Annotated in this window: 11 protein-coding genes and 1 pseudogene; 4 read left to right on the top strand and 8 right to left on the bottom strand. The window is 63.4% G+C overall.

What is annotated here, in order from left to right:
* Positions 1-117: 117 nt before the first annotated feature.
* The 3 genes from fba to mtnK form a co-directional block, all read right to left on the bottom strand.
* Positions 118-1182 carry a class II fructose-bisphosphate aldolase gene (gene fba, locus NKI32_RS23220; RefSeq protein ID WP_023687044.1) on the bottom strand — a complete coding sequence of 355 codons (1065 nt, stop codon included), beginning with the start codon at positions 1180-1182 and terminating at the stop codon, positions 118-120.
* 316 nt (positions 1183-1498) lie between these two features.
* Positions 1499-2593, bottom strand: a complete 1095-nt coding sequence (gene mtnA / locus NKI32_RS23225) for an S-methyl-5-thioribose-1-phosphate isomerase (RefSeq protein ID WP_023668575.1) — start codon at positions 2591-2593, stop codon at positions 1499-1501.
* Positions 2590-3858, bottom strand: a complete 1269-nt coding sequence (gene mtnK / locus NKI32_RS23230; protein WP_023668574.1) for an S-methyl-5-thioribose kinase — start codon at positions 3856-3858, stop codon at positions 2590-2592. The genes mtnA and mtnK overlap by 4 nt, the downstream gene beginning before the upstream one ends.
* 137 nt (positions 3859-3995) lie before the next feature.
* On the opposite strand from mtnK, the gene NKI32_RS23235 reads away from it, so the two are divergent.
* The 3 genes from NKI32_RS23235 (at position 3996) to NKI32_RS23245 (ending at position 7676) form a co-directional block, all read left to right on the top strand.
* Positions 3996-5507 (top strand): sugar ABC transporter ATP-binding protein, encoded by a 1512-nt coding sequence (locus NKI32_RS23235; protein WP_023701522.1) that lies wholly within the window; start codon positions 3996-3998, stop codon positions 5505-5507.
* Positions 5508-5581: 74 nt separating this feature from the next.
* Entirely contained in the window at positions 5582-6577 is a 996-nt protein-coding gene (locus NKI32_RS23240) for an ABC transporter permease (RefSeq protein WP_023668572.1), read from the top strand.
* A gap of 46 nt (positions 6578-6623) precedes the next feature.
* Positions 6624-7676, top strand: coding sequence for a substrate-binding domain-containing protein (locus NKI32_RS23245; RefSeq protein ID WP_023692173.1), 1053 nt, complete (start codon positions 6624-6626; stop codon positions 7674-7676).
* 70 nt (positions 7677-7746) lie between these two features.
* Here NKI32_RS23245 and NKI32_RS23250 read toward each other — a convergent pair whose 3' ends face one another.
* The 5 genes and pseudogenes from NKI32_RS23250 to NKI32_RS23270 form a co-directional block, all read right to left on the bottom strand.
* The gene (locus NKI32_RS23250) at positions 7747-8034 is read right to left on the bottom strand and encodes a type II toxin-antitoxin system RelE/ParE family toxin (RefSeq protein WP_353003759.1); all 288 of its coding nucleotides are present in this window, start codon (positions 8032-8034) and stop codon (positions 7747-7749) included.
* Entirely contained in the window at positions 8021-8287 is a 267-nt protein-coding gene (locus tag NKI32_RS23255) for a ribbon-helix-helix domain-containing protein (RefSeq protein WP_353003760.1), read from the bottom strand. Before NKI32_RS23255 ends, NKI32_RS23250 begins: the two co-directional genes overlap by 14 nt.
* Before the next feature lie 85 nt (positions 8288-8372).
* Positions 8373-8720, bottom strand: a pseudogene (locus NKI32_RS23260) (D-alanine--D-alanine ligase A); the annotation flags it as partial.
* A gap of 214 nt (positions 8721-8934) precedes the next feature.
* Positions 8935-10989 carry a bifunctional aldolase/short-chain dehydrogenase gene (locus tag NKI32_RS23265; protein WP_353003762.1) on the bottom strand — a complete coding sequence of 685 codons (2055 nt, stop codon included), beginning with the start codon at positions 10987-10989 and terminating at the stop codon, positions 8935-8937.
* Between the two features lie 93 nt (positions 10990-11082).
* Positions 11083-12054, bottom strand: coding sequence for a sugar-binding transcriptional regulator (locus tag NKI32_RS23270; protein ID WP_353003763.1), 972 nt, complete (start codon positions 12052-12054; stop codon positions 11083-11085).
* Between the two features lie 192 nt (positions 12055-12246).
* On the opposite strand from NKI32_RS23270, the gene NKI32_RS23275 reads away from it, so the two are divergent.
* Positions 12247-13887 (top strand): acyl-CoA synthetase, encoded by a 1641-nt coding sequence (locus NKI32_RS23275; RefSeq protein WP_353003764.1) that lies wholly within the window; start codon positions 12247-12249, stop codon positions 13885-13887.
* Positions 13888-14034: the final 147 nt, after the last annotated feature.

The raw sequence follows: 14034 nt of genomic DNA on the forward strand, positions 1-14034 counted from the left end.
CCCCTCTGAAGGTTCTTGACCTTCTTTTGGCCGGGCCGCTTTCGCGCCCGGCCTTTTTTATGTCAATAGCTCTTCTTTCTTCCCCACAAGGGGAGAAGGAAGAGGCGCCAGGGGACTTCACCCAAACTTCGGATCAAGGCTCCCCGACTTGTAGCGCTTGGCCATCTCGGCCACCGGCAGCGGCTTGATCTTCTGGGCATTGCCGGCGGTGCCGAACTGCTCGAAGCGCTCCTTGCACAGCTTGCGCATCGCGGCCATGGCCGGCGTCAGGTATTTGCGCGGATCGAACTCGCTCGGGTTTTCGGTCAGCACCTTGCGGATGGCGCCGGTCAGCGCCATGCGGTTGTCGGTGTCGATGTTGATCTTGCGCACGCCGTGCTTGATGCCGCGCTGGATCTCTTCCACCGGCACGCCCCAGGTCGGCTTCATCTGGCCGCCATATCTATTGATGATTTCCTGCAGGTCCTCGGGCACCGAGGACGAGCCGTGCATGACCAGATGCATGTTGGGCAGGCGGCGGTGGATTTCCTCGATGACGTTCATCGCCAGCACCGCGCCGTCCGGCTTGCGTGAGAATTTGTAGGCGCCGTGGCTGGTGCCCATGGCGACAGCCAGCGCATCGACATGGGTGTCCTTGACGAACTCGACCGCCTGTTCCGGATCGGTCAAGAGCTGGTCGTGGCTGATGGCGCCTTCGACGCCGTGGCCGTCCTCCTGCTCGCCGCCGCCGCTCTCAAGCGAACCGAGCACACCGATCTCGCCTTCCACCGACACGCCGCCCCAATGCGCCATGTCGACGACGCGCCGGGTGATGCCGGAATTGTAGGCATAGTCGGCCGGCGTCTTGCCGTCCTCTTTCAGCGAGCCGTCCATCATGACAGAGGTGAAGCCGTACTGGATGGCGGTGACGCAGGTGGCTTCGTTGTTGCCGTGGTCGAGATGCATGCAGACCGGAATGTCGGGGTGGATTTCGACCAGCGCGTCGATCAGCTTGGCCAGCACCACATCATTGGCGTAGGCGCGGGCGCCGCGGCTGGCCTGCAGGATGACCGGCGACTTGGTCTCCTCGGCCGCCTCCATGATGGCGAGGCCCTGTTCCATATTGTTCATGTTGAAGGCGGGTACGCCGTAGCCGTATTCGGCGGCGTGGTCGAGCAATTGTCTCAGTGTTATGCGAGCCACCCAATAGTCTCCCGTATCTGGTTTCAAGCGCAACGTCGCGGGCCGGCCGGTTGCCGGCCTAGATGCTTCTGGCCGGATTTCGCCAGAACCGCAACCGTCAGCGGCCATCGAGGCCGCAATTCTTGTTGCATGGCCGAAATTCGGTAGCCAGCCGGTGAGGCGCTAATCTCCCCCCATGAGGGGGAGATGGCCGGCAGGCCAGAGGGGGGCGGTTCGACTGGAGCGCTAGCATCATCTGTCGGTGCTGGGAGGTCGCGTCAGGACGCGCCGACCCCCTCTGTCGCCTTTGGCGACATCTCCCCCTCAAGGGGGGAGATTATCCGCGTTCGGGGAACATCGCCTTCAACCCTTCGCGCGAAGCCTTGGCCACACCGCGCTCGGTGATCAGCCCCGTCACGAGCCGTGCCGGCGTCACATCGAACGCCGGATTGGCCGCCGGCGTCGCTTCGGGCGAAACCCGCACCTGCGCAATCTTGCCGTCCGCCGTCTTGCCCCAGACCAGCGACACCTCGTCACCGGAGCGTTCCTCGATCGGGATTTCGGTCAGGCCATCACCCACCGTCCAGTCGATGGTCGGCGAGGGCAGAGCGACGTAGAAGGGCACCTCATTATCGGAGGCGGCGAGCGCCTTGAGATAGGTGCCGATCTTGTTGCAGACGTCGCCATTGGCCGTGGTGCGGTCGGTGCCCACGATCACCATGTCGACCGCGCCACGCTGCATCAGATGGCCGCCGGCATTGTCGACGATCAGCGTGTGCGGCACGCCGTGGCCGGCCATCTCCCAGGCGGTCAGCTGGGCGCCCTGGTTGCGCGGGCGCGTCTCGTCGACATAGACATGGACCGGAATGCCGGCCTCGACGGCGAGATAGATCGGCGACGTGGCGGTGCCGTAATCGACCGTCGCCAGCCAACCGGCGTTGCAATGGGTGAGGATGTTGACCGGCTCGCCCGGCTTCTTGCGTGCCGCGATCTCCTTGATGATGGCAAGCCCGTTCTCGCCGATGGCGCGATTGAGATCGACATCCTCGTCGGCGATTTCCGCGGCGCGCTTATAGGCCGCCTCCGCGCGCTGTCCCAATACGATCGGCCTGAGGAACCGCCGCATCTCGTCCAGTGCCCAGCGTAGATTGATCGCAGTCGGCCGCGTCTTGTGCAGCGTCTCCCAGACCGCGTCGAGCGCTTCGTCAGACGGATCGTCCGCCATCTGGATGGCGACGCCGTAGGCCGCGGTGACGCCGATCAGCGGCGCGCCACGAACCCACATGTCACGGATCGCGGTGGCGATGCCGGCAACGCTCCCGATCGTCTCGACCCGGAACTCGTGCGGCAGCCAGCGCTGGTCGATGATCTCGACCGAACGCTGGTCGTCGCTCAGCCAGATGGTGCGGTAGTGGCGCTCGCCGACGTTCAAATCCTGCTCTCCCGTTCGATCAAAGCGGCCAGATTATTGACCTCGTCCATGCCGTGAATCTGGCGCCGGTTGACGGCGATGTGACGGCCGAATTTCAGCGCCTTGGCCTCGCAGGAGGCTCGCAGATCCTCGTCCTCGATGGTCTCGAAATCGGCATTGTGGGCGAGGCCGAGGATGCGCCGGTGCACCTCGATGCCGGCAAAGCCCAAGAGGTCGGTCCAGATCTGGTGCAGCACATGGTCGAGCGCCTGCTCCGAGGCGAGAATGTCGCCCTGATCCTCGAACAGGCTCTTCTGGTAAAGCATGCCGGTGCGCTCGGTGCGCCATAGATGCGAGAACTCGGCGCGGAACACCGTCCAGGTGTCGTTGGTCACCCCGAGCAGATAGGCACGCATGGCGTCACGCTTGCCCTTCTGTTCATGGCCGCGCTGCGAGAAGTAGGACATCCAGAAATTGGCGAGCAGCATGCCTACATCGAAGGCCATCGGACCGTAGAAGGCGAACTCCGGATCGATCATCCGCGTCTCGGTGTCGGTGACCATGATCGAGCCCGAATGCAGGTCGCCATGCAGCAGCGTCTCGGCGTTGGCGGCGAAGATATGCTTCAGCCGCTGCGCTTCGACCTTGAGGTCGCGGTCGGCGCGCAGTTCGGCAACCAGGCCGTCGAGCTGCGGCGAGGTGTGCCGGTTCAGCTTGGCATCGAAATATGGGTCGGAAAACACCAGGTCTTCGGTGATGCCGCAGAGCTCGACATTGTCGGCAAACAGCGCCAGGTCGGCCTTGCGGTCCTTGGTGGGCATGGAGAGATCAGAGCCGCGGAACAAAGTGCGGGCCATGAACAGGCCGATGTCGCGGGCGATATTTGGCAACTCGCGGCCGTCGATCAGGGCACGGCGCAGGATGATGTGCGGCGGCGCCAGATATTCCATGATGATCAGCGCCTGGGCTTCGTCAAAATGGAGGATCGCCGGCACCGAGCCCGGCGCGCGCGCCTCTTGCCGCGTCAGCGCGTGATACTCGAAGAAGGAGCGTTTGAGCGGCAACGGCCAGCTGTCGCCGACGAGGCGAACATAGGGCAGGGCCTGCTTGACCACGGCCGCACCCGAGCCGCCTTCGACGATGAAGACGAGGTTCAGATTGCCGTCGCCGACCTCGCGCACCTTCCAAGGGCCCTTGCCGATTTTGGCGCACAGCGCTTCGTTCGTACCGAGGCGCGTTGCAAGCGTCTCCACCGACAGTGCTTCAAACGGCAATTTCGCAGTCATTCCTCACCCTCCCGCTTGCTCGCTCCAATCATAGTGGAGCGATGGCGGTGAGGCCAAGCTAGGAAGCTGACTGGCAATTGTCAATCGAGTTGACAATTGATGACGTAGCCCATAGCGTCATCTTCAGGGAGGAACGAATGGGCAATGATGCCGTGTTCCGCGTGGACGGGCTGAGGAAATCCTTCGGCCATATCGAGGTGCTTGGCGGCGTCTCGCTCGAACTGCATGCCGGTGAGATCACCGTGCTGATGGGCGCCAACGGCGCCGGCAAGTCCACCCTCGTCAAGATCATCAGCGGCGTCTACGACCATGACGGCGGCATCATGCACCTCGCTGGCGGCAACTTTGTGCCGAACACGCCGGCAGAGGCGATCCGCGCCGGTGTCGTTACCGTGCACCAAAACATCAATGACGGCGTCGTCGCCGATCTCGATGTCGCCACCAATCTGACGCTCGACCGGCTGAGCGGCAAGGGCGCGCCGCTGCTGTTCAACCCCGGCCGGGTGCGCCGCGAAGCCAAAGCGGTGGCCGACCGCATGGGGCTCGCCATTGACCTCAAGGCCCGCATCAGCGACCTGTCGCTGGCCGATCGCCAGATGGTGGCCATCGCGCGCGCCATGGCGCACCAGCCGAAAGTGCTGATCCTCGACGAGCCGACCTCGTCGCTGTCCAGCGCCGAGGCCGACCGGCTGTTTGCGCTGCTCGACCGCTTGCGCGAGCAGGGCGTCGCCATCCTCTACATCTCGCATCGCATGTCGGATATCAGGCGGCTGGCCGACCGCATCGTCTCGATGCGCGATGGCGTCATCTCAGGCGTCTTCGACAGCAAGCCTCTCGACTATGAGGGCGCCGTTAACGCCATGCTCGGCCGCAAGATCCATCTTGACCGCATCGAAGCCAGGAGTTCTGCCGAGCCGATCCTGACCGTCGATGCCTTCCGCATCGCCCCTGGTGCCCGGCCATTCTCGCTGACTCTCGGCGACGGCGAGGTCGTTGCCATTACCGGCCTCGTCGGCGTCGGCAAGACCGCGCTCGCCGAGACGCTGTTCGGCTTGCGCAAACCGCTGTCCGGCACGATGACTTTATATGGCAAGCCCTATGCGCCCGCGTCGACCGGCGAAGCCATCGCCGCCGGCGTGTTTCTGGTCGCCAAGGACCGTGGCGAAAACGGCATCGTCGGCGGCTTCAACATCCAGGAAAACATCAGCCTGCCCTTCCACAAGCGCATGTCGCGCTTTTCAGTTCTCAAACGCGGCCTTGAACGCACTATTGCCCGCCGGCAGATCGAGGATCTCGGCATCGTCTGCCGCTCGGAGAAGGACGAGATGACCACTCTGTCGGGCGGCAACCAGCAGAAGGTGATGGTGGCCCGCTGGATGGCGCAGGACGCCCGATTGTTCATTCTCGACGAACCGTTCCAGGGCGTCGATATCTCCGCCAGGCGCGACATCGCCGCCAAGCTGAGGGCCAGCGCCAATGGCCGCGCCACGCTGCTGTTCGTCACCGAACTCGACGAGGCACTGGAGACGGCCGATCGCATATTGGTGATGTCCGAGCAGACCATCGTCGGCGAACACCGCAACGCCGATGTCGATCTCGACCGTCTGCTGGCCGAAGTCGCGGGCGGGCCGTTGCACAGTGCGGCCTGAGCCACGATGATTGAAGAACTGAGGGTTGGAATGGAGTGCACGGGTTTGAGTTGGGTATTGACGGCGGGCGCTGAATGACGCTGCGCGATTACGCTATCCGCTATGGGTTCATCGTGCTTCTGTTCGGCCTGATCGCGTATTTCGCCATCGCCGCCGACGGGTTCGTCTCGCCGCAAAGTGCCGTCTTCATTTTCCAGTCGGTCGCCATCACCGGCGTGCTGGCGCTGGGCGTCACCGCCACACTGGTTGTCGGCGGCTTCGATCTCTCGATCGGCTCGGTCGCGACCTCGGCCATGATGGCGGCGGCCTATGTCATGGTGGTGCTGGAGCAGAACGTGGTCGTCGCTGTCCTCATCTGCCTGCTCATCGGCGCCCTTGTCGGCCTCATCAATGGCTGGCTGATCGTCTATATGCGTGTGCCCGATCTGCTGGCGACGCTCGGCATGATGTTCCTGCTCGTCGGCCTCCAGCGCATCCCGACCGAAGGCCGCTCCATCGCCACCGGTATGACCATGCCCGACGGCTCGGTCGCCAACGGCAAGTTCTCCGACGCCTTCCTGGCGCTCGGCCGCCACCGCTTCGACTTCTTCATTCCGAACCTCATTCCGGTGTCGGTGGTCGTGCTCATCGTGCTCGCCGTGCTGATCTGGTTCTTCCTCGAATACACGCGCTTCGGCCGCATGATGTATGCCGTGGGCAGCAATGAACGGGCCGCCGAACTCGCCGGTGCGCCTGTCAAGGCATACAAGATCTGGGCCTACGTCATTTCAGGAGTTTTTGCCTCGATCGGCGGCATTTTGCTGGCCGCACGGCTTGGACGCGGTGACATCGCGTCGGGTAATAATCTGCTGCTCGATGCGGTTGCCGCGGCGCTGATCGGCTACGCGGTGCTCGGCGCCGCCAAGCCGAACGCCTTCGGCACCGCCATCGGCGCGCTGTTCGTCGGCATCCTGCTGCAAGGCCTGACGATGATGAACGCGCCTTACTACACGCAGGATTTCGTCAAGGGCGTGGTTCTCGTCGTCGCCCTTGTCTTTACCTTCGCCCTTTCCGGCCGGGGCAGGAGATAGAATGGCTGCCGGGACAGTTTTGGGTTCAACAAACGGAGGAAAGAACGTGAACATCACAAGACGACTTTTGGGGAAGGTCGCGCTCGGATTGGCCGGCGCAACAATGCTGATGCAGGTCCCGGCCTTTGCCGCCGACAAGCCGGCGCCGTTCGACAAGCCCGGCGTCAAGATCGCGCTGGTGCGCTATCTCTCGACCGGCGATTTCTTCCAGGCCTATCTCTCGGGCGTCGAGTCCCAGTCCAAGGCGCTCGGCATCGATCTGCGCGTGCTCGACAGCCGCCAGGACGCCGCCCTTCAATCCGACATGGTCGACCAGGCCATCGCACTCGGCGTGCAGGGCATCATCATCCAGCACGGCCTGACGGAATCGATGAAGGACGCCGCCCAGCGCGCGGTCGATGCCGGCATCAAGGTCGTCGCCTTCGACGTCAATGTCGAAAACCCCAAGATCCCGCAGATCGAACAGTCCGACAAGGACCTTGCGCGCCTGGCGCTCGAGCAGGCGGTCAAGGACAATGGCGAGAGCTGGAACGCCGGCTATGTCTATGTCGCTGGCATCGCGCCGCTCGACCGCCGCAACGAGACCTGGGTCGACGTGAAGAAGAAACATGCCGGCATCAAGGAAGTCGCGATGTTCGGCACGCTCGACAACCCGATCGCCAACTCGGTCGCCAACCAGGCGCGCTCGGTGCTGCAGGCGCATCCCGACATCAATGTGATGTTCGCGCCCTATGACGAGTTCGCCAAGGGTGTGAAGATCGCCGTCGACGAGGCGGGGCTGAACAAGAAGATCAAGATCTACTCCGCCGACATCTCTACCTCGGACATCGCGGCCATGCGCGAGACCGACAGCGCCTGGGCCGCCACCGCCGCCACCAACCCGGCCGTCGTCGGCCAGGTCTCGGTGCGCGCGCTGGCGCAGCTGCTCGCCGGTGAAGATCCCGGCCACAACGTCATCGTGCCGCCGACGCTGATCACCCAGAAGGACCTGATCGACAAGGACATCAAGAACATGGAGGACCTGTCGGCCAAGCTGCCGCAATTCGCCCATGCCGATGTCGCCATGCCGGCCTGGATGCCGAACCCGAACGCGAAGTAGGATCGGACATCTGATAGATGCGAAGGGCGGCATGGGCCGCTCTTTTCATATTGATGGTAAGCCTGCCGGCCTACAACCAATGGTCTGGATCGCGCATCCCGTGGACAATCGCCACAGCGATAACACCATCGGGCTGCGGCTCGTAGATGATGATATAGCGGCCTTCGACGAGCACGCGGGCCGTTGCGCTTAACTCGGGCCGTGCGCTGCCCATCTTGGGGTGCTGCGCCGCCAGCTCCAGTCTTTCGAAAATGCGCATCAACAGTCTGTCTGCTGCCTTTTCATTGTCGGCGGCGGTGGTGTGCCAGATGTCTCGCAAATCCTGCGAAGCGCGCGGTGTGAGCCTATAGCCAGCCACGGGCGCGGCGTTCTGCCTTCAGGCTGCCGATGAACTCGGTGGGGTCGACAGCCACTGGCTTGCCGCTGCCCATCCCGTCGGCATAGGCCCGCTTCAAGTGCTGGAGTTCGAGCGTGCGCAATTCCTCGCGCTGCTCCCATAAGCGCAGGGCGTCGCGGACAATCTCGCTGTTGGAAGCATAACCGCCACCTTCGATAGCGCTTTGCAGGCGAGCTATCTGCTGCGCGGTGAGGGATATGGTGAGGGTGCGCATAGGTTCGTTTTTCATACCCACATTATAATGCATCCAACAAGCTCTAACAATATCTGTTAGGAATCTGCCCCTGCATCATGACCGCCCGACTCGCACCAGCCACCGCGCCGTCCTCGCCATGCAGGCGTGCAGTACCGCAACACCATATTCGATGGCAGGCAGGTCGTGCGGCGCACCCTTGGCGGGGATCGCCAGCATCCGCCCATGCCCGCCCGGCGCCAGGCCGAGTTCTGTGCCGGACGCGGGTTTTGCCAGCGCGCCATCCTCGAAGCGGCTCAGCAGCCATTGCCCCTCGCGGGTGACGAAGATCGGGACGGCATCGTATTTCGCCGATCCAGAGTACGCATGACATGGTTGCCGAAAGCAGCGACACCTCATGCTCGGCGGAGCGCCCGCCGAACAGCACGCCGATACGAAGTTTTTTCGCTGCCATGGACAACTCCGCCAATGATCAGGGTCGGAGCTCGCATGCGAAACACAAGGCGCGCCCTAAAGTGGTCGAGCAATAGGCCAAGGATTGGAGTGGATTTTGACCAGTTCGAGCAGTTTTTCAGCACGACCTGCAAAAGCAGTTCTCCGCCTGGAGTCCTTCAGGTGGGAGAGCGGTTCGTCGTTTTGGTGAACGATGAACCGCTCCAGGTCTATGTCTAGCGCAGCGCTGCGGCGATGTTGCCACCGTCGACCGTCGTCACATCGGCGGTGGTGCGTTCGGCCAATGCTTGGTGCAGGAAGGCCTGCGCCACGTCTTCGGCCGTCACTTCCTGTCCGAGCAGATTGCCGGACATGTATTCCTTCTCCGACACGCCGCGCGCGCCGGAACGGCTGGCGATCATGGCGTCGGTCAACAGGCCGGAGCGGATGCGGTCGGCGTTGACCGCATTGGAGCGAATGCCGTGCGCGCCGTAGTCGAGCGCGTATTGCCGGGACAGGAATAGCGTCGCCGCCTTCGGCACGCCATAGGCGCCGAATTTCGGGCCGGGGTTGACCGCCTGCTTGGAAGTGTTGAACAGCAGCACGCCGCCGGTGCCCTGTTCCAGCATGATGCGCACCGCGTTCTGTGCCGCCGACTGGTGGGCGAAGAAGTTGAGCTCGAAACTTTTGCGCAGCATGGCATCGTCGAGCTCGCCGATGCGGCCTTCCCAGGCGGCACCGGCGTTGGAGACCAGAATGTCGACGCCGCCATAGACAGCGACAGCTTTGTCGAAGGCGGCGCGCATCTCGGCCGGGTTGGTGATGTCGGCGCCGACGCCGATGGAATTGTTGCCGGCTGCCTTTGCCGCCTCGGCCGCCCTGGCCGCATCGAGATCGACGACGACGGCATGCGCGCCATTGGCGGCGAACAGTTTTGCCGTCGCAGCACCGATCGCGCCGGCGCCGCCAGTGATCAGCACCACCTGGCCGGTCAGCGGCTTCGGCTTGTTGGAGGCGAGCTTGGCCTGCTCAAGCGACCAGTACTCCAGCGGGAAGAGGTCGGCCTTCGATAGAGGATGGAAGCTGCCGACGGCCTCGGCGCCGCGCACCGCCTCGATCCACATCTCGCCGACATCAGATGCGATCTTCGCATCCTTCAGCGTGCGGCCATGGCCGAACATGCCGAGGCCCGGCACCAGCGTCAGCCGCGGCATCGGGTCGAGCATGGTGCGCTGGACGTCGTCCAGCGCATCGTTGGTTTCGAAATAGGCGCGATAGTCGTTGGCGAAGGCGTCGACATGGCTCTTGATGACGGCCTTGTAGTCGCCAATCTTGTCGGCGTCTGGCGCCGGAACCGCCATCGGTCCGGTCTTGACGCGGATCGACAGGTCGGGCGTCGACACGCCGCGTCCGGCATAGTCTGCAATGCCGGCTGAGTTGATGAAATCGACGATGGCGTCCGAAGTGCGGAAATCGCTGATCATGCGGTCGAAGCGGCCTTCGCCACGCGCCACCGCCACCGCGCCACGCAGCATCGGCGCGATCGCTGCCGGCGTTGCGAGCTTGGCCGGCAGTGCGGCTTTCGCTGTCTTCGGCTTGCCGTTCTTCGCCACATAGTCTTCGGCCACGTTCACATAATGGATCATGCGGTCATAGGCCTGCTTCGCAGCGTCGCCGAAGGTGAAGATGCCATGCTTGTCGAGGATCAGGCCTTCGACGCTGGGGTCGGCGTCGTAGACATCGGCGGCCACCTTGGCGAGGTCGAAGCCCGGCTTGATGTAGGGCACGTACCCCATCTTGTCGCCGAACACGGTCTTGATCAGCGGCTTGCTGTCCGCCTGGTCGACGATGGCGAGGATCGCGGTCGAATGCGTGTGGTCGACGAATTTATGCGGCAGGAAGGCGTGCAGCAGCGTCTCGACCGATGGATTGGGGGAGGCGGGGTCGATGAGGTTCGCCCGCTGCAGCGCCACCATGTCCTCGTCGGCGAGGCTGGCCAGCGCACGCGCCTTCAGCAGCGCGCCGAGCTTGACCGCCGGCAGGCCTTGCGGCTCGATCACACCCATGTCCCAGCCGCTGCCCTTGACGCACAGCACATCCCATTCGTCGCCGACGAGATCGGTGGCCTTGGTCTTGCAGGAGGTGTTGCCGCCGCCATGCAGCACCAGCCGCGGCTCGCCGCCGAGCAGCCGGGTGGTGTAGACGCGCAACGCGAGGTCGCGGGCCACGCCCTTTTTCGCATAGTCGGCCACCAGTCTTTCCGCGTCGTCGTCATTCCAAAGGTTCTTCATGTCGCTATGTCCGCTTTGCTGTCTTTGATGTTGCTGTGAACAGGAGTGCCGCGACGCCTTGATGACAATGCGCCGCTGCAAGGATTTCGTTTGTCAGGAAGCCTTTTTTGCCCCCGCGCTGGCTCCGGCATATTCGAGCAGCCGCCGCGCCATGCCGGCGCCGACGACCAGATGCGTGCAGAGTCCGCCGGCGAGTGCTGCGAGCAGCGGTTCGAACTTGCTGTCTTCCTGCACCACCATCAGCCGCTTTTCGATCTGGCGCAGTGACGACAGCGAGGCCGAGATGACGCGGCGGTTGTAGCTGCAGTCGAGCGCCTTGCCGGCGGCATCGATGATCTGGCCGGCAACGACGCCGGCGGCGCCCGCTTCGCGCAACAGCCCCATCTCGCCGGGGCTGAGCGCGCCGCATTTGACGACATGGCTGTCGGCGTCGACGGTACCGACCGAATAGAGCGCCAGATCGCAGTTGGCAATATCGGCCAGTTGTTCGCGGATCACCGGTTCGGCGCGCAGCCCATGCGCCAGCAATTCCGTCGTCAGCACCAGCGGCGCGTAGAAATTGAGGCCCTTGGCGTTGAGCCGCCGGGCGATCTCCATCGTGCACTGGTCGGGACGGTAGGAGTAGGGCGCGCCGAGATTGCCGCAGAGCTGCACAACGGTGACGTCCTGCAGGTCGGCATAGGACATGACGTCGGCGATGGTGTAGACGGTGCGGCCCCAGGCGACGCCGATCCGGTCGCCCTTCTTGACCAGTTCGAGAAAGACGCCCGCCGCCAGCACCGCAACGTCCGTCGAAGGGTCGACGACATAGGCATTCTCCGGCGCCATCCACACCGCATCAAGCTTGAGCGCGTCCTCGAGCTGGCGCGCCAGCACGTCGTCGGTGAACAGCTGCGTCGAGGTCGAGATGTTGACGATGCCGGTCTCGCGCGCCTTGCGCAAATACATGGCGACCGAGGCGCGGGAGATGTTAAGCTGGCTGGCGACCTGGTCCTGGCGCAGGCCATGGGCGTAATAGAGCCAGGCGGCCTTGTGGATAAGCTGTTCTGCCGGTCGGATCGCCATGCCGTCTCCTCGGCTGACATTATTCACGGCTCTCGACAAAAGTCAAACTGGCGTGGGTACACGATACCTCTTTGCCCACCCGAATCTGGACGATCATTGCGCCAAATGTGCCCGGTCGGGAATCGCCGATGGTGACGTGGCGGGAACCTGTGGTTAGAAGTTCTCAGCAAAAGAAAACTCGGGGAGCACGGGATGGGCAGTCCCTACGATCAGGATCTCGGCAAGAACGCCGCCAACCACCAGCCGCTGACGCCGCTCACTTATCTGGAGCGGGCGGCAAGCACCTATCCCGATCATGTCGCCATCATCCATGGCAGCCAGCGCATCACCTATCGCACCTTCTGGCAGCGCTCGCTGAAGCTCGCCTCGGCGCTGTCGAAGCGCGGCATCGGCAAGGGCGATACCGTCACGGTGATGCTTTCGAACACGCCGCCGATGCTGGAGGCGCATTTCGGCGTGCCGATGACCAAGGCAGTGCTGCATTCGCTCAACACAAGGCTCGATGCCGCCGTCATCGCGTTCCAGCTCGACCATGCCGAGACCAAGGTGCTCATCGTCGACCGCGAATTCGCTGCTGTCGTCAAACAGGCACTGGCACTGGCCAAGGTGAAGCCGCTGGTCATCGACTATGACGATCCCGACTATGCCGCCGATGCACCCTATCCGAAGGGCGAGCGCATCGGCGCGATCGACTATGAGGGGTTCGTCGCCGGCGGTGACGAGGGCTACGCCTGGTCGATGCCCGACGACGAATGGGACGCCATCTCGCTCAACTACACCTCGGGCACCACCGGTAACCCGAAGGGCGTCGTCTACCACCATCGCGGCGCTGCCCTGATGGCCTACACCAACACCATCCATGCCGGCATGGCCAAGCACGCCGTCTATCTGTGGACGCTGCCAATGTTCCACTGCAATGGCTGGTGCTTCCCGTGGACGCTGGCCGTCCAGGCCGGCACCCATGTCTGCCTGCGCTGGGTGCGGTCGAAGCCGATCTACGATGCCATCGCCGACCACGGCGTCACCCATCTGTGCGGTGCGCCGGTCGTCATGTCGGTGCTGATCAACGCCAGGGACGAGGACAAGCGGACGTTCCCCCAGACGGTGACCTTCAATACGGCGGCAGCACCTCCGCCGGAAGCGGTGCTGTCGGGCATGGCCGATGCCGGCTTTGCCGTCACCCATCTCTACGGGCTGACCGAGACCTATGGCCCGGCGGTCGTCAACGAATGGCACGGCGCCTGGGACGGTCTCGACAAGGGCGAACGCAGCGCCAAAAAGGCCAGGCAGGGCGTGCGCTATGCAGCGCTGGAAGGCCTCACCGTGATGGACCCGGGGACGATGCAGAAGACGCCGGCCGACGGCGAGACGATCGGTGAGGTCATGTTTCGCGGCAACATCGTCATGAAGGGCTATCTGAAGAACAGGAAGGCGACCGAAGAGGCCTTTGCCGGCGGCTGGTTCCACTCCGGCGACCTCGGCGTCATGCATCCCGACGGCTACATCCAGCTCAAGGACCGCTCCAAGGACATCATCATCTCCGGCGGCGAGAATATTTCATCGATCGAGGTCGAGGAGGCCCTCTACAAACACCCGTCCGTGGCGTCCTGCGGCGTAGTCGCCAAGGCAGACGACAAATGGGGCGAGGTGCCGGTCGCCTATGTCGAGTTGAAGCCCGGCAAGGCGGCAAGCGAGACCGAGATCATCGAACACTGCCGCGCGCTGCTCGCCCGCTTCAAGGTGCCGAAGGCGGTGATTTTTGCCGAGATCCCGAAGACATCGACGGGGAAGATCCAGAAGTTTCAGCTGCGGGAAATGGTGAAGGGATCTTAGCTCCAGAGCGCAACGGCACGCAAGGTCGAGTTCGCGCACACCCTCTGTCACCATCTGTCACCAAATTATACGCGTACGTCGAATTCGCATTGACACTTCCCTCTTTTCGATTTACGACTGACGAAAGTTGAAATTCGTCACTCATAA

The organism is Mesorhizobium sp. M0761, from assembly GCF_040320205.1.
Lineage (GTDB): Bacteria > Pseudomonadota > Alphaproteobacteria > Rhizobiales > Rhizobiaceae > Mesorhizobium.